A 15,196-nucleotide genomic window follows, 5' to 3' on the forward strand; every position below is an offset into this window, starting at 1 on the left:
GAGATGACATGCAGCCCTTCGAACTTCCCGACTTCTACATGCCGTACCCGGCCCGGCTCAATCCGCACGTCGACATCGCCCGCGAGCACACCCGGGTCTGGGCCGAGACCATGGGATTCTTCGAACCCCAAGAGGGACATCATATTTGGGACGAAGCCGACCTGGAACGGCACGACTACGGCCTGCTGTGCGCCTACACCCACCCGGACTGCGATAGCCAGGAGCTCTCCCTCATCACCGACTGGTACGTGTGGGTGTTCTACTTCGACGATCACTTCCTGGAGCTGTTCAAGCGGACCAGAGACACCGACGGCGCACGGAAGTATCTGGAACGGCTGCGCGAGTTCATGCCGTTGGCCGGCGCGCCGATGCCGGAGCCGACGAATCCGGTGGAGCGCGGCCTCGCCGATCTGTGGGTGCGCACCGTGCCCGCGATGGAGCTGGACTGGCGGCAGCGATTCGTCGCGACAACCACTGCGCTGCTGGAGGAGTCGCGGTGGGAGCTGGCCAATATCACCGAGGGCCGGATCGCGAATCCGATCGAGTATATCGAGATGCGCCGCAAGGTGGGTGGCGCACCGTGGTCGGCCAACCTGGTCGAACACGCGGTCGGCGCGGCGGTCCCGCCCGAACTGGCCGCGACCCGACCGCTGGAAGTGTTGCGCGACACCTTCGCCGACGGCGTGCACCTGCGCAACGACATCTTCTCCTATGAGCGCGAGGTACGGCAGGAGGGCGAGAACGCCAACGGAATCCTGGTGGTCGAACGGTTTTTCGGTTACGAGACCCAGCGCGCCGCCGACGTCGTCAACGACCTGCTGACCTCACGCCTGCAACAGTTCGAGCACACCGCGCTCACCGAGCTTCCCGTGCTGTTCGCCGAGTACGCGGTCGAGCCGCAGGACCAGGCCGCGGTGGTCGCCTACGCGAAAGGCTTGCAGGACTGGCAATCCGGCGGCCACGAATGGCACATGCGCTCGAGCAGGTACATGAACAAGGGCGGCACGGTGGCGGGCGATCCCTTGGCGCGCCTGTTCAAACCCATCGGGCTCGGCAGCACCGCGGTGCACCTGTTCACCCCGACGGCGCTCGGTGCGAACCGGATCAAGAGTTTCACGCGCCCACGCTTCGAACAGGTCGGTCCGACCGCGTTGCCCGAGCTCTACTTGCCTTACCAGCTCAACGTGAATCCACTCGTCGACGTGGCGCGCAAGAACCTGCTGGAGTGGGGCGCGCAGGTCGGCTTCCACGAGCCGGTGGCCGCGCTGGGCGGGCGCGCGCTGTGGCGGCCGGTCGATCTCGCGGAGTTCGATTTCGCGCTGTGCTCAGCGGGTTTGGATCCCGACGCCACGCTCGCGGAGCTGGATCTATCGGCCAACTGGCTGGCTTGGGGCACCTACATCGACGACTACTACCCGCAGGTGTTCGCGGCACGCAAGGACATGGTGGCGGCCAAGCTACAGGGCAAACGATTCGCGGCGTTCATGCCGCTCGATTCCGCGGCCACGCCACCCGCCGCCAACGCGATGGAACGCGCCCTCGCCGATCTGTGGCACCGGACGACCAGCGTTCTCGATGCCGAGCAGCGGCGCGAATTCCACCGCGCCGTCACGGCTTTCCTGGCGAGCTGCGAATGGGAGGTGGCCAACGACATCGCCAATCGCATTCCAGACCCGGTCGACTATGTCGAGATGCGCCGCCGCACTTTCGGTTCCGATCTCACCATGGCGTTGTCGCGATTCTCGCACGGTCACCTGGTGCCGCCGGAGGTCTATCGCACCCAGACGATCCTGGACCTGGAACACACTGCGAGCGACTACGCCACGATGGTGAACGACCTGTTCTCGTATCACAAAGAGACACAGTACGAAGGGGACTTCCACAACGCGGTCCGCGTCATGCAGAACTTCTTCGACTGCGGGCCAGAGGAGGGCGTTGCCATCGTCAACGACCTGCTCACGGCGCGGATGCAACAGTTCGAACGCATCGTCGGCAGCGAATTGCCCGCTCTCTACGACGAATACGAGCTGGGTCAGGACGTGCGGGATTCGCTGGACCGGCGCGCCGCCGAACTGCAGGACTGGATGGCCGGCATCGTGCACTGGCACATCTCGTGTGGCCGCTACAAGGAGGCGCAGCTCGAGGATCGCTATCGTCGCGTGGACGTCCCCGAGGCGCCCGTAACGGCGGACCCGGCCCCCGAGCCGACGACGGCGGTTCCGCACTACCTTCGGCCTACCGGCCTCGGCACCGGGGCCACCCGCCTCGATGGACTGGGTCGCGCACCGGTCGGCCCCGCACTCAGCACGGTGTCGCCATGACCGCCTTGCGTGCGCGGACGGTGCTGCTCGCCGCGCCACGCTCGTTCTGCGCAGGCGTGGAACGGGCGATCGACACCGTGGCGCGATTGCTGGCCGCGCCCGATCGATCGGGACCGGTCTACGTGCGCAAGCAGATTGTGCACAACACCCACGTGGTCGCCGATCTGGCCGCGCGTGGGGCGGTGTTCGTCGAGGAGCTCGACGAGGTGCCGGTGGGCGCGACGGTCGTCTTCTCCGCGCACGGCGTCTCCCCCGCGGTGCGCGAACAGGCCGCACAGCGCGGACTCACCGTGGTCGACGCCACCTGCCCGCTGGTCACCAAAGTGCATGCCGAGGCCCGGCGTTTCGCGGCGCGCGGCGACACCGTCGTGCTCGTCGGCCACGCCGGGCACGAGGAGGTCGAAGGCACCGCGGGCGAGGCGCCCGAGGTGACCGTGGTGGTCGACGGTCCGGCCGAGGCGGCCGCGCTCCAGGTCCCCGACGAGAGCCGGGTCGCGTACCTGACGCAGACCACCCTGTCGGTCGAGGAGGCCGAAGCGACCATTCAGGTGCTGCGCCAACGCTTTCCCGCACTGCACGGGCCGGGCAGCGCCGATATCTGCTACGCGAGCACCAACCGGCAGGAGGCCGTCGAGGCGGTCGCCCGGCACAGCGACGTCGTGCTCGTCATCGGCTCGGACAACTCATCGAACTCCCATCGCCTGGTGGAAGTTGCTCAGCGTCAGGGCATTCCGGCCTATCTCATCGATGACGCGTCCGCGATCTCGGCCGACTGGATCGTGGCGGCGGACACCATCGGACTGTCCGCGGGTGCCTCCGCACCTGCCGCGCTTGTCGACACGGTCATCGAGGCGCTCCGTACCTGGGGCCCGGTCACGGTTCGCGAACTCACCACGGCCGTCGAGGATGTCACCTTCGCCCCGCCGCCCGACGTCAGGCACCTGTCATGAGTACCGCAACGGCCCAGGCCTGGACCGATCCGGCGGAGGGGCGCGATGACCAGCAATGATCTCGGCCTGCCGACGGTACCCACCCGCCATCGCACCCGTCGGTTGAACATCGGCGGCGTCCCGGTCGGTGGTGGCGCGCCGATCTCCGTGCAGACGATGACCACCACCCGCACCGCCGACGTCGACGGCACGCTGCAACAGATCGCCGCGGTGACCGCCGCGGGGTGCGACATCGTCCGGGTCGCGGTGCCGACCCCGGAGGACGCGGCCGCGCTACCTGCCCTCGTCGCTCGCTCGCCGCTGCCGGTCATCGCCGACATCCACTTCCAGCCGCGCTACGTCTTCGCCGCGATCGACGCGGGCTGTGCCGCGGTGCGGGTGAATCCGGGCAACATCAAACAGTTCGACGATCGCGTCGGCGACATTGCGAAAGCGGCGGCGGCCGCGGGCATTCCGATCCGGGTCGGCGTCAACGCGGGCTCGCTCGACCCACGGGTGCTCGCCAAGCACGGCTCCGCGACCGCGGCGGCCCTCGTCGAATCGGCGCTGCGGGAGGCCGCGCTGTTCGAGGAGCATGGGTTCACCGACCTCAAGATCGCGGTCAAACATCACGACCCGCGCACCATGATCGCGGCCAATCGCCTACTCGCCCAACGCTGTGACTACCCGCTGCACCTCGGCGTGACCGAGGCGGGGCCGATGTTCCAGGGCACCGTCAAGTCGGCGGTCGCCTTCGCGATCCTGCTCGGCGAGGGGATCGGCGACACCATCCGGGTGTCCATCTCGGCGCCGCCGGTCGATCAGGTCAAAGCGGGCTGCCACATCCTGCAGTCGCTCGGCCTGCGGCCACGCAAGCTCGAGGTCGTCTCCTGTCCCGGTTGCGGCCGCGTCCAGGTGGATATCCATCGGCTGGCCGGGCAGGTGGAGGCGGCGTTCGAGGGCTTTCCCCATCCGCTGCGCGTCGCGGTCATGGGCTGCGTGGTCAACGGGCCCGGCGAGGCCCGCGAAGCCGACCTCGGCGTCTCCTCGGGTAACGGCAAGGGACAGATCTTCGTCCGGGGCAAGGTCATTCGCACCGTGCCCGAACACCTGATCGTGGAAACCCTGGTGGCCGAGGCGATCGCACTCACCGAGGGCCGCGACGACGCACCAGCGGAGGGGAACTCATGACCACCACGCACGTCGAGCCCGCGACTCCGGTGGATCCGGCGGCGATTCGGACACGGGTGGACGGTGCGCTCGAATACTTCCTGCGGGACAAGGCAACCGCCACCGAACCCGCGCTGCCCGGCGAGCTCACCGAGATCGTGCGCGACTTCCTGTTCGCCGGCGGCAAGCGGATTCGCCCGCTGCTGTGTGTCCTCGGCTGGCACGCCGCGGCAGGCGAAGTGCCGGTGCCGCAGCCGATCGTTCGTGCCGCGGCCTCGCTCGAACTGTTCCACGCCGCCGTGCTGATCCACGACGACATCATCGACAACAGCGACACCCGCCGCGACCGGCCCACCGTGCATCGCGTACTGGCACAACGGCATCGGGATCGCCGCGATCCGGACCGGTTCGGCGCGCATGCCGCCATCGTCCTGGGCGACCTGACGATGGTCTGGTCGGCCGAGCTGCTGCACACCGCACAGCTGAGCGCCGCGCAGCTGGACGACGCGCTCACGGTCCTCGACGGCATGCGCGCGGACGTCATGTACGGCCAGTACCTCGACCTGCTCACCACCGCGCGACCGTCCAGCGACCTCGGCCGCGCGCTGCGGATCATCCGCTACAAGACGGTGTCCTACACCTGCGAGCGCCCACTCCAGCTGGGGGCCGTACTCGCCGGTGCCCGCGGCGGGGTCCGGACGGCGCTCACCGCGTACGCCGGGCCGCTCGGTGAGGCGTTCCAGCTGCGGGATGATCTGCTCGGCGTCTTCGGCGATCCGGCGCGCACCGGCAAGTCCGACCTCGAGGATCTGCGCGACGGCAAGCACACCGCGCTGGTCGCGCTGGCCCTCGAACACGCCGAACCCGCGCAGGCCGCGCAGCTGCTCGCCATGCTCGGCGATCCGGCGCTCGACGACCGGCAAGCCGACACCTGCCGCGAAATCCTCACCGCCACAGCGCGACACCACGTCGAGGCGATGATCCGCACGCGCTGGGCACAGGCCAACCGGGTCCTCGACCACGCGCCGTTCCCCGCCGCGGTCACCCGAGCGCTACGCGATGTCGCCGACGCCATCGTCTCGAGGAACACCTAGAAAGGTCGCGCTATGGACAGTGAGCTCGTACAGCAGTTGGTCGTGCCCCTAGCGGTCGCCGCCCTCGCCGTCATCGTCTTTGTGGTCGGGAATCGGCTGCGGCCCGCCTCGTGGCGCGAGACCGAGGACGAGGCGTCCGGCCACCTGGTGCTGGACCTGATCAACACACTGTTCATGGCCGTGGCCGCCTTCGTCGTGGTGATCTGCTGGCAGCAGTACGACAACGCGCACAACCACACGGTCGCCGAGTCCAAGGCGCTGGTCGACGCCTACTGGGCCGCGCACTCGATGCCGGAACCGGCGCACCAGCAGGTCCAGCGGCTGGTGCACGACTACACCGAGCAGGTCGTCACGGTGGAGTGGCCGGAGATGGACAACGAGGGCAGGCTGAGCCAGTCCACCCAGGACACTTTCGACAAGCTGCGCGACACCGTGCTGGCGATTCAGTCGGAGGATGCCGCGGTCACCGAGGTGCAGGCCAAGGCGGTGGCCGCGCTCGACGCGGCAGCGCAGGCCCGCCACGATCGCGCGATGGACGCGAAGCTCGGCATGCCCGGATTCCTGTACACCGCACTGTGGTTCACCACGATTCTGCTGCTGTGCAGCGCGGTGCTCTCCGGCGTCGAGGTGACCAAACTCAGCGTGGTGATGACCGCGCTGCTCGGCGTCGTGGTCGGCGCGGCGATCGTCGCGATCTACGGACTCGATCGGCCGTTCGCCGGTGGGAACATCGTGTCGAAGGACGCGTTCGAATTGGCGTTGTCCCGCTATCAGCACATTACCTAACCGAATCCTCTTGGCTGCGAATCGATTACGGACGGGATGTGCACGCATGACACCGATCAGAGGATTCGCCGTCGTGACGGCATTGCCACTCGCCGCGGCACTGGTCGCCGGGCCTGCCGCGGTCGCGACCGCCGATCTGCCGCCGCCGGAATGGCCGTCGCTCGGCGAGATCGTCTCGGGCAGTGCCGCTCCCGGAGCCATCGATACCGGAAGCGCTTACTCCGGGACACCGTTGAATCTCGGTCCGATGGGCGGACCCGTTGTGCGCGAATACCTCGATACCGGGAGCGCCGGTATCGGAACCGACACCGAGACAATCGACGACACCGCACCGGAACCGCCGACGGAGCCCACCCCGGTGCAGGCACTGCCCGGTGGCTCCGTCGAACTGCCGGATCTCGACTCCGACGGTGTCCGAACAGCTTGCACGGGCAGCGTCGCCGTCGGCGGCGCCTTGATCCTGCTCGGCATCGTGACCGGCAGCTCGCACGGCCTGCTCGGCTCCAGCGGATCCGCGCTCGGCAGTGTCGTCGTCGGAAGTGCCGCCACGGGCAGCGGGCTGGCCTGCCTGCTGTGGCCGCGCGACATCCTGCCGCCCTATCCCGGCAATCCGCTCTTGCTACCGCCACCGTTGCCGCTGCCCACCCTGCCGCTGCCCGCGCTACCGGACCTGCCGGCTCCCCCGGCCGAGGCTCCACTCACCCCTGAGCTCACACCGGCGACACCGAACCTCCCCAGCCCCCGAACACCGCCTCGCCCAACGCATTCGGCAGAGGCCGAATCGGCCCTCGACCCCGTAGCCTGGAACCCCCTGCAACTGGTGACGATCATGGTGGTCACGGTCCTCACCGCCGTGCGCGGCGTCGCGGTCGTCAGACGCAGGCACGGCGGCTAACTACAGCGACGCCACCAATCGAGGAAGTGCGCGAGGGCTGGGGCGTCCGAGCCGCGCATCCAGGCGATGCGGATGGCGATTTGTGGCGGGTTGGTGCCGAACGGGATGACGACGATATTTTCGTGCGCGATTCGGGTTGCGCGTTTGCGGTCGAGCACGCTGATGCCGGTACCGGTCGATACCAGGTCGAGGACCTGTTCGGCGTCGGATTCCTCGGCAACCAGATTGGGGGCGCCGTCGCCCCAGATGTGGGTGACCAATTCGTCGTAAAAGTCCGGTCCGGTTTGCCGGGACCAGAGCACGATCGGCTCGTCGACGATCTCGGCTATTTCCAGGGTCGCTTTTTCGGCCAGCGGGTGCCCTTTGCACACCACCACCGCGGCCTCCTGGAGCCCGATGAGGTGCGTCTGCACTCGCGGATGGGTGATATTTCCGCGCACGAACGCGACATCGACCTCACCGGATTCGAGCAGGTCGAGATTCCACGCGGTCCACCCGGTAATCGTCGAGACGGTGATATCGGGAAACTCCTTGCGAAAGTCCCTGATACGTTGGGAAATATCACTGTCGGAGCCCGATCGGGTGAAGGCGATCTTCAACTCACCGGCCGTGCCCGAGGCACGCGCGCGCACCGTGCGCTCCAGCTCGGCGGCCGCCGAGAGGAGTTGCTGGGCACCCGCCTGCAAGGCCAAACCGGCGGCGGTCATCACGAAACCTCGGCCGGTGCGGGCGAGCAACTCGACTCCGAGCTCCTTCTCCAACGCCTTGACCTGCTGAGACAACGCGGGCTGGGTGATATGCAGCGACTCCGCCGCGCGACCGAAGTGCCGGTGCTCGGCTACTGCTAGGAAGTAACGAACGCGACGTAGGTCGTCCACGCGGTCAGCCTAGCCAGATAAGACTTCCTTATCAACGGGAAGCAAATACGTATTGGACCTGGCGTTCTGTGTGGCCCGAGACTGTAGCTACCGAACAGTCCGAGCCCCGCTACCGCGAGAAGGTGTTCCGATGCCGACAGTCGCCGCCGCCATAGCCGAGAATCTTCGCGCAAGGCAGATATCCGAATTCTTCGGCCAGAGCCTGCCGTCGCTGCTGGTATTGGCCGCCGAGGATCTCGGTATCCGGCAGATCGTTTACCGCACCGAAAACGCGGGCGGCACCATGGCCGACGGCTTCGCCAGGGTGTCCGGGCATTGTTCGGTCGTGGTGGCGCAAAACGGTCCAGCGGCGACCTTGCTCGTGCCGCCGCTGACCGAGGCCGCGAAGGTATCGATTCCGGTGGTCGCCTTCGTGCAGGATGTGCCGAGTCCGATTCGCAACAAAAACGCGTTTCAGGAAATTGATCACCACAGTCTGTTCTCCGGGTGCACCAAATGGTTCGATCGCCTCGATGACCCGGCCCGCGTCCACGACTATGTCGACGCGGCCTTCCGGGCGGCGACCAGCGGCAGGCCGGGCCCGGCCGTCCTCATGCTGCCGAAGGACGTGCTCGAGCTCGACGCACCGGCGCCGCCCGCGCGGCTCGACCGTCCGGCATTCCCGCTCGACCGGATCCGACCGCCCGAGGCCGCCGTCCTGGCCGCCGCGCAACTGCTGGCCGCTGCCGAACGGCCGCTCGTCGTCGCCGGTGGCGGCGCGGTGTCCGCCGACGCGGGCGCCGCCCTGGCCCGGCTGAGCGATCTGGCCTCGCTTCCAGTGGCCACGACGCCGATGGGCAAGGGTGTCGTCCCGGACACCGCCGATCTGAGCGTGGGCGTCATCGGCAATTACATGGGCCCGCACGGTGTTTCGCACGGCATGCGCGAGTGGATCGCCGGGGTGGACACCGTCCTGCTCGTCGGTTCGCGCACCAACGAGAACGGCACCGACGGCTGGACCCTGTTCCCGCCGGAGGCCACCTTCCTCCACCTCGATATCGACCCGACCGAGATCGGCCGCAACTACCCGTCGCTGCGACTGGTCGGCGACGTCCGGACCGGCGTCGACGATCTCGCGGCCGCACTGCGCGAACTCGACCTGAGCAAACGCAGCGCCGACCGAGCCGCGATCACCGCGCGGATCGCCCGCTCCCGCGCCGAATTCGAGACGGCAACGGCCGCGGTGCGCACGTCGACGCGGCAGCCGCTGCGCCCGGAGCGGGTGGCCGACGAGATCAGCACCCTGCTGCCCGATGACGCCATCGTCGTCGCGGACGCCAGCTACTCCTCGATCTGGGCCGCGAACTACATCCGCGCCACCACCCATCGACAGCGGTTCCTGCTGCCGCGCGGCATGGCCGGGCTCGGCTGGGGACTTCCGCTGGCGCTCGGCGCGAAGGCGGCGCGACCATCCGCGCCCGTGATCTGCCTGGTCGGCGACGGCGGCTTCGCGCACTGCTGGGCGGAGCTCGAGACCGCCGTCCGCGAGCACCTCGACGTCGTGGTCGTGGTGCTGAACAACGCCATCCTCGGCTACCAGAAGCACGCCGAGATCGTCCAGTTCGGCAGGCCGACCTCGGCGGTCGAACTCGGCCACGTCGACCACGCGCAGATCGCCACCGCGTGCGGTGCGCACGGACACACCATCCGCACCGATGTGGAACTGCGCGAAGCACTGTCGAAGGCGATCGTCGATCCGGCGACCACCGTCCTCGACGTCGTCACCGACTCCGACGCCTACCCACCCATCACCGGCTGGGACGCCAACCGCGCACTCACCGACCACCTCGCCGACCAGAAGCTCCACTGACCGACAGATAACACCCTTCGAGAAAACGGAGACCCCCATGGCTTTCGACTACACGGCCTTTTTCGAGCGACGAATCGACGACATCCGAGCGTCGGGCCAATATCGCACTTTCGTCGAGATCGAGCGCCTGGCAGGCCGATTCCCGCAGGCGGTGCACCACCACCGCGACGGGCTGCGCGAGATCACGGTGTGGTGTAGCAACGACCACCTCGGCATGGGCCAGCTCCCCGCCGTCGTCGAAGCCATGCACCGGTCGGTGAACCGCTCGGGTGTCGCGGCGGGCGGATCGCGCAATATCTCCGGCAACAACCACACGCACATCCTGCTGGAACGCGAAGTGGCACAACTGCATCGGAAGGAGGCGGGCCTGACCTTCATCACCGGTTACGCCGTCAACGATGCCGTGCTCGGCGTGCTCGGCAAGGAGCTACCCGGCGCCATCTTCTTCTCCGACGAACAGAACCACGCGTCGATGATCCTCGGCATGCGCGCCTCCCGCGCCGAGCGGCGCATCTTCCGCCACAACGATCCCGCGCACCTCGACGAACTGCTCGCGGCCACCGACCCGGATCGCCCGAAGATCGTTGCCTTCGAATCGATCTACTCGATGGACGGCGATATCGCGCCGATGCCCGAACTGTGTGCCGTAGCGAAGAAGCACGGCGCGCTCGTCTACGTCGACGAGGCACACTCGGTCGGCATGTACGGCCCGGAGGGGTCAGGGATGGCCGCTCAGCTCGGCTGCGCGGATCAGGTCGATCTGCTGATGGGGACCTTCGCCAAAGGCTATGGCACCCTGGGCGGCTACCTGACCGGGCCCGCGCCGATCCTCGACGCCGTGCGCAGTTTCGCGCCGGCCTTCATCTTCACCCTCGCGATGCCACCCGCGCTCGCGGCCGCCGCGCTGGCGAGCGTGCGGCATCTGCGGGAGTCCGACAACGAGCGAATCCTGCTGCACCACCGGGCCGGACTACTCCAAGACCTGCTCGCCGACGCCGAGATCCCCTTGGTTTCCACCGAAAGTCATATCGTTCCCGTCCTCGTAGGTGACCCGTACAAATGCAAACAGCTGGCCGATATCCTGCTCGAGGAATACCGCCAATACGCCCAGCCGATCAACTTCCCGTCCGTCGCGCGCGGCACCGAACGACTCCGGATCAATCCGTCACCGGTGCACAGTCCCGCGGCCGTACACCGCTTCGCCGAGATCATCGACACCGTCTGGTCGCGGCTGAACCTGCCCCGCCGTCCGGTACTCCCGATCCCCAGCCATGCTGCGCTGGAGAAGGTTTCGGTATGAGTATCGGGACGCGGGCCGAGCCACGCCGGAGCCTGCATCCGGCGGTGGAGGCTGAGCCCCCGACGCCGTGGGCTCAGCACATACTTCTCTACGCCGCGTTCTTCCTGATGGGCGCCGAAATGTATCTGGTGGCACCGATGCTGCCGGATATCGCGCGATCGTTGCACGCGTCGGTCGCCGCATCGGCCACCATTGTCACCGCCTACGTTCTCGTCTACGCCGTTGCCGGTCCGCCCTTCGGCATCCTCGCCGACCGGTATCCGCGGCGCTGGTCGATCCTGCTCGGCTCGCTCGTCTTCATGCTCGGCAATCTGGCGTGCGCGGCGGCGAGTTCACTGCCCATGTTGGTCGCCGGGCGTGGCATCACCGGCCTGGGTGCGGCGATCGCGGCCCCTGCGATCTGGGCTTATCTCGCCGAACGCACACCGCAGCACCGGCGTGGGCGGGTGATCTCGCTCGGCGCGAGCGTCTACTCGCTCGGGCAGGTGCTCGGCGTGCCACTCGGCGCCGCCCTTGCCTCGCTGACCAGTTGGCGGTGGCCGTTCCTGGCCGTCGGCCTGCTGATGATCGCCACCTCGGCGGTGCTGTACGCGCGGCTCGAGCACACCCCGGCGACCGGCACCGCCCGCGGCTTCGGCGCGCTGTTGGCCCCGTGGGCGCAACCGCGCATCAGCTTGGGGCTGATCGCGACACTGTTGCTGCAGGCGGGCCGGCTCGGCGCCTACACCTTCGTCGGGGTGATCTTCGCCCATCGTTTCGGTTTCAGCCTCAACGCACTCGGACTCGTCGGCCTGCTCGTCGGCGCGGGATCGCTGGTCGGGTCGCTGAGCACCGGCACCATCCTCGATCACTTGCACCGGCGAAATATCAGCGGCGTGTGGGTTTCGGTGGTCGCCGCCGCGGCATTCGCCCCATGTGCCGCAGTGGCTTTGAGCACGCACCAGGTGCTCGTCGCCCTGGTGGCGCTGACCCTGTGGTGCGTGTTCGGCGGGGCGTTCTACTCCAGCCAGCAGGCTTACCTCTCCTCGGCCGATCCGACCCAGCGTGCGTCGGTCGTCGCCTGGAACAACTCGATGATGAACGCGGGCATCGCGATCGGCACCACGCTGCTCGGCACGCTCGCCGTCGGCGGTGCCGCCTTCGCCGGATCGACCGCCGCCCTCGGTATCACGGCGGCGCTGGTCGCGGCCGCCCTCCTCGTCCTGCTCCGAAAGGACCGTCAGCCAGCATGATTCCCGCATCGACCACCGCGCCGAACCGAACCGCCCTGCCCGTCGCGGCGTGGGCACAGGGCCCCTACATCTACGACGCCGACGGAAACGACTACCTCGACGGCTCTTCCGGCGTGCTCAATGTGAATGTCGGACATGCGCATCCGGCCGTGCTGCAGGCCATCGAGGACCAGCTCCGGCAGTTGACCTTCGTGCATCGCACGCAGTTCGGCAATGCGCCCGCGCGGCGACTCACCGAGCGCCTGCTCACCATCGCGCCCGCCGCGACCGCCGCGATCGAGTACAGCAACTCCGGGTCCGAGGCCAATGAATGCGCGCTGCGGCTGGCGTTCGCCTACCAGCACCGGCGCGGCGCACCGCAGCGCACCGTCATCCTGTCCGAGGAGCCCAGCTACCACGGGATGACCGCGGCGGCGTTGTCCATCACCGGCAGTCCCAACAAGCGCGATCCGTCGGTGGAGCCGCTGTTGGGCCGGCACCACGGAGATCGAGTCCTGGTGCGCCCGAAACCCGGTCGGCGGCGCGCCACCCACGAGGAATGGGCCCAGGCCCTGCTCGGCGTCGGACCTGCCAAGGTCGCCGCCATCGTCATCGAACCGCTCGGCGGCGCATCGTCGGGTGCCGCACCCATCGACGTCGATACCATGCACTGGCTACGCCGGGAGACGAAGAACAACGGGATCGTCCTCATCGCCGACGAAGTGATGTCCGGCTTCGGACGTACCGGAAAATGGTGGGCCTGCGACCATTCCGGTATCGCCCCCGACATGCTGACCTCGGGCAAGGGCGTCACCGGCGGCTACACCAGCCTGGCGGTCACCATGATCGCCGAGACCATCACCTCGGCGATCGCGGAGCCGCTCGGCCCGATCGCGCTGGGGCACACCATGTCCGCGAACCCGCTGGCCTGTGCGGTCGCCAACGCGGTGCTGAGCGTGCTCGAGGACGAAGCGCTGTTGCGCAACGCCGCGCGGGTCGGTGAACTGCTCGCGGCGGCGCTGACCAGCCTGTGCGACCGGCATCCGACGCTGTTGTCGGATCAGTCGGGCATCGGGCTCATGCGGGCGTTGCACATAGTGCCCGGACAGCCGGCCGACACGAACAAGCGAATCATCGCCGCTGCGAAGGAGAACGGGCTTGTGCTCTGTGCCGCAGGCATCGGCGAGACAACCAATTCGGTGCTCGTGGCACCGCCGCTGAACAGCACCCCCGAGCTCATCGATGAGCTGGCCGATCGCCTCGACAAGACGCTGTCGACGGTCTCCGGGAACCGAGCCGACCATGCGTGAGGTAACAGAGCTGCTCGCCGCCCTACCCACCGAACTGTGGATCGGCGGCGAGCAGACACCGGCGCTGGCGGGAAGCACCTTCCCCGTGCACAATCCGGCTACCGGCGAGGTCCTGACCGAGGTTGCCGACGCGGCGGCCGCCGATGGCGTGCGAGCCCTCGATGCCGCAGCCGCGGCGCAAAGCGGTTGGGCCGCAACGCCCTCTCGCGAGCGCGCCGAAATCTTGCGCCGGGCCTGGGAACTGGTCATCGCACGCCGCGACGACTTCGCCATGCTGATGACACTGGAGATGGGCAAACCGCTGACGGAAAGCCAGGGCGAGGTCGACTACGGCGCGGAGTTCCTGCGCTGGTTCGCCGAGGAGGCGGTCCGCGTGCACGGCCGCTACACGCGGTCGCCGTCCGGCAACGGCCGCATCCTGGTCACCAAACAGCCGGTCGGCCCGACCTTGGCCATCACGCCGTGGAACTTCCCGCTCGCCATGGGCACCCGCAAGATCGCCCCCGCGCTGGCGGCAGGGTGCACGGTGGTGGTCAAGCCCGCCGCGGAGACGCCACTGACCATGCTGCTGCTCGGACAGGTCCTCACCGACGCCGGACTGCCACCCGGCGTGCTGTCGATCCTGCCGACCGCGGACGCGGCGCCGCTCACCGACCCGATGTTCGCCGACGATCGGCTGCGCAAGGTGACCTTCACCGGGTCGACCGGCGTCGGCAAAATACTGCTCGCACAGTCGGCTACGCGGGTCCTGCGCGCCTCGATGGAGCTCGGCGGCAACGCGCCCTTCGTCGTCTTCGCCGATGCCGACATCGATGCGGCGGTCGACGGCGCGATGGCGGCCAAGATGCGCAACACCGGCGAGGCCTGTACCGCGGCGAACCGCTTTCACGTCGACAACGCGGTCCGCGCGGAGTTCACCACCAAGCTGACCGACCGCATGCGCGCATTGAAAGTCGGTCCAGGCCATCTCGACGGGGTGCAGGTCGGTCCGCTGATCAGTGCGAAGCAGCGTGACATCGTCACCGAATTGGTCAGTGACGCAACAGCAAAGGGCGCACTCGTGGCCACCGGCGGCGCGCGCATCGCGGGCGAAGGCTACTTCTTCGAGCCGACCGTGTTGACCGACGTGCCTGCCGACGCGCGCATTCTGCGCGAGGAGGTGTTCGGCCCGGTGGCCGCGATCACCGGCTTCGACGGCGAGACGGAGGGGATCATCGCCGCCGACAACACCGAATTCGGGCTCGCCGCATACATTTACACCGCTGACCTGGACCGCGCGCTACGCGTTGCCGAGGCGCTCGAGTCCGGCATGGTGGGGGTGAACCGCGGCGTCATCTCCGACGTGGCAGCGCCTTTCGGCGGCGTCAAGGAGTCCGGTCTCGGCCGCGAGGCGGGCACCGAGGGCATCGAGGAGTACCTCGAAACCAAATATATTGCCCTGCCCTGAAACCGG

12 protein-coding genes are annotated in these 15,196 nt (G+C 68.1%); 11 read left to right on the forward strand and 1 reads right to left on the reverse strand.

What is annotated here, in order from left to right:
* Positions 1-8 precede the first annotated feature (8 nt).
* From ACIHA7_RS37665 to ACIHA7_RS37690, 6 genes are read left to right on the forward strand one after another with little or no spacing between them, the layout of a single operon-like run.
* The gene (locus tag ACIHA7_RS37665; protein ID WP_397296524.1) at positions 9-2,321 is read left to right on the forward strand and encodes a germacradienol/geosmin synthase; all 2,313 of its coding nucleotides are present in this window, start codon (positions 9-11) and stop codon (positions 2,319-2,321) included.
* Positions 2,318-3,271 carry a 4-hydroxy-3-methylbut-2-enyl diphosphate reductase gene (gene ispH / locus ACIHA7_RS37670; protein WP_397296525.1) on the forward strand — a complete coding sequence of 318 codons (954 nt, stop codon included), beginning with the start codon at positions 2,318-2,320 and terminating at the stop codon, positions 3,269-3,271. Before ACIHA7_RS37665 ends, ispH begins: the two co-directional genes overlap by 4 nt.
* A 45-nt stretch (positions 3,272-3,316) precedes the next feature.
* A complete protein-coding gene (ispG, locus tag ACIHA7_RS37675) occupies positions 3,317-4,441 on the forward strand; it encodes a flavodoxin-dependent (E)-4-hydroxy-3-methylbut-2-enyl-diphosphate synthase (protein ID WP_397296527.1) in 1,125 nt (374 codons plus the stop codon).
* On the forward strand, positions 4,438-5,514 hold the full coding sequence (locus ACIHA7_RS37680) for a polyprenyl synthetase family protein (RefSeq protein WP_397296528.1): 1,077 nt from the start codon (positions 4,438-4,440) through the stop codon (positions 5,512-5,514). Before ispG ends, ACIHA7_RS37680 begins: the two co-directional genes overlap by 4 nt.
* 12 nt (positions 5,515-5,526) lie before the next feature.
* Positions 5,527-6,300 (forward strand): DUF4239 domain-containing protein, encoded by a 774-nt coding sequence (locus ACIHA7_RS37685; protein ID WP_397296529.1) that lies wholly within the window; start codon positions 5,527-5,529, stop codon positions 6,298-6,300.
* Between the two features lie 46 nt (positions 6,301-6,346).
* Positions 6,347-7,195 carry a hypothetical protein gene (locus ACIHA7_RS37690; RefSeq protein WP_397296531.1) on the forward strand — a complete coding sequence of 283 codons (849 nt, stop codon included), beginning with the start codon at positions 6,347-6,349 and terminating at the stop codon, positions 7,193-7,195.
* Here the strand turns inward: ACIHA7_RS37690 and ACIHA7_RS37695 are convergent.
* Positions 7,192-8,073: a LysR family transcriptional regulator gene (locus ACIHA7_RS37695; protein ID WP_397296533.1), complete on the reverse strand. Its 882-nt coding sequence runs from the start codon at positions 8,071-8,073 to the stop codon at positions 7,192-7,194. The two genes, ACIHA7_RS37690 and ACIHA7_RS37695, sit on opposite strands and share 4 nt — an antisense overlap.
* A 130-nt stretch (positions 8,074-8,203) precedes the next feature.
* Between ACIHA7_RS37695 and ACIHA7_RS37700 the strand changes: the two genes are divergently transcribed.
* The 5 genes from ACIHA7_RS37700 to ACIHA7_RS37720 are packed head-to-tail and all read left to right on the forward strand — an operon-like array spanning position 8,204 to position 15,190.
* Positions 8,204-9,922 (forward strand): acetolactate synthase catalytic subunit, encoded by a 1,719-nt coding sequence (locus ACIHA7_RS37700; protein ID WP_397296535.1) that lies wholly within the window; start codon positions 8,204-8,206, stop codon positions 9,920-9,922.
* 37 nt (positions 9,923-9,959) lie between these two features.
* Positions 9,960-11,222, forward strand: coding sequence for a 5-aminolevulinate synthase (hemA, locus tag ACIHA7_RS37705; RefSeq protein ID WP_397296536.1), 1,263 nt, complete (start codon positions 9,960-9,962; stop codon positions 11,220-11,222).
* A complete protein-coding gene (locus ACIHA7_RS37710) occupies positions 11,219-12,454 on the forward strand; it encodes an MFS transporter (protein ID WP_397296538.1) in 1,236 nt (411 codons plus the stop codon). The genes hemA and ACIHA7_RS37710 overlap by 4 nt, the downstream gene beginning before the upstream one ends.
* Positions 12,451-13,743 carry an aspartate aminotransferase family protein gene (locus ACIHA7_RS37715; RefSeq protein WP_397296540.1) on the forward strand — a complete coding sequence of 431 codons (1,293 nt, stop codon included), beginning with the start codon at positions 12,451-12,453 and terminating at the stop codon, positions 13,741-13,743. The genes ACIHA7_RS37710 and ACIHA7_RS37715 overlap by 4 nt, the downstream gene beginning before the upstream one ends.
* Positions 13,736-15,190, forward strand: a complete 1,455-nt coding sequence (locus ACIHA7_RS37720; RefSeq protein ID WP_397296542.1) for an NAD-dependent succinate-semialdehyde dehydrogenase — start codon at positions 13,736-13,738, stop codon at positions 15,188-15,190. Before ACIHA7_RS37715 ends, ACIHA7_RS37720 begins: the two co-directional genes overlap by 8 nt.
* Positions 15,191-15,196 lie beyond the last annotated feature (6 nt).

This window comes from Nocardia sp. NPDC052316 (assembly GCF_044547795.1).
In the GTDB taxonomy this organism is placed as follows: Bacteria; Actinomycetota; Actinomycetes; order Mycobacteriales; family Mycobacteriaceae; genus Nocardia.

Coding starts and splice junctions, on each gene's coding strand:
- ACIHA7_RS37665 (WP_397296524.1), top strand. CDS start 9: ATGCAGCCCTTCGAACTTCCCGACTTCTACATGCCGTACCCGGCCCGG.
- ispH (WP_397296525.1), top strand. CDS start 2,318: ATGACCGCCTTGCGTGCGCGGACGGTGCTGCTCGCCGCGCCACGCTCG.
- ispG (WP_397296527.1), top strand. CDS start 3,317: ATGACCAGCAATGATCTCGGCCTGCCGACGGTACCCACCCGCCATCGC.
- ACIHA7_RS37680 (WP_397296528.1), top strand. CDS start 4,438: ATGACCACCACGCACGTCGAGCCCGCGACTCCGGTGGATCCGGCGGCG.
- ACIHA7_RS37685 (WP_397296529.1), top strand. CDS start 5,527: ATGGACAGTGAGCTCGTACAGCAGTTGGTCGTGCCCCTAGCGGTCGCC.
- ACIHA7_RS37690 (WP_397296531.1), top strand. CDS start 6,347: ATGACACCGATCAGAGGATTCGCCGTCGTGACGGCATTGCCACTCGCC.
- ACIHA7_RS37700 (WP_397296535.1), top strand. CDS start 8,204: ATGCCGACAGTCGCCGCCGCCATAGCCGAGAATCTTCGCGCAAGGCAG.
- hemA (WP_397296536.1), top strand. CDS start 9,960: ATGGCTTTCGACTACACGGCCTTTTTCGAGCGACGAATCGACGACATC.
- ACIHA7_RS37710 (WP_397296538.1), top strand. CDS start 11,219: ATGAGTATCGGGACGCGGGCCGAGCCACGCCGGAGCCTGCATCCGGCG.
- ACIHA7_RS37715 (WP_397296540.1), top strand. CDS start 12,451: ATGATTCCCGCATCGACCACCGCGCCGAACCGAACCGCCCTGCCCGTC.
- ACIHA7_RS37720 (WP_397296542.1), top strand. CDS start 13,736: ATGCGTGAGGTAACAGAGCTGCTCGCCGCCCTACCCACCGAACTGTGG.